We start from the raw sequence: 425 nt of genomic DNA, 5'->3' as shown, positions 1-425 counted from the left end.
CGAACGGGCCTTAGGTTCAGGTCCATCGGCCTGCGTTCCGCGACTCGATGGCAGCCATGACCAAGCCCAACATCTCGCTGACGATTGACGCCCATCAGGCCGACGAGCGCGAGGTCTTCCGGCCCCATGGCCGGCTCTGCGTGCGTCTCGATGGCGCGGTGGTCCGCATCGATGCCGAGGGCCCGTTCAATGCGGAACTGTTCGAGGCCTTCGGCCGCCTGGGGCCACCGGTCTACCGGGAGGCTGCGTTGGGCGGGAACTACGTCGTGCTGGTGCGGGCCCAGCGCAGCGTGATGATGTCCATGGAAGCCATGGCCGATCTGGCCCGCTCGGTCAAGGCGTTCCAGGACGGCGGCTTCGGCCCGCTCGCGTCGGTCTATGTCACCGACAGCTCGGTCGAGGGGCGCGAGCTGATGCTGCCGCTG

At 68.0% G+C, this 425-nt stretch carries 1 protein-coding gene; it reads left to right on the top strand.

The genetic code is table 11. The features are described 5' to 3' along the window. Nucleotides 1-56 precede the first annotated feature (56 nt). On the top strand, nucleotides 57-425 hold a 369-nt coding region (locus tag I6F36_RS39020), incomplete at its 3' end, for a hypothetical protein (RefSeq protein WP_225173297.1).

The sequence above is a fragment of the Bradyrhizobium sp. BRP19 genome (assembly GCF_020194195.1).
Lineage (GTDB): Bacteria > Pseudomonadota > Alphaproteobacteria > Rhizobiales > Xanthobacteraceae > Bradyrhizobium > Bradyrhizobium yuanmingense.
This window is presented reverse-complemented; position numbering and strand designations above follow the sequence as displayed.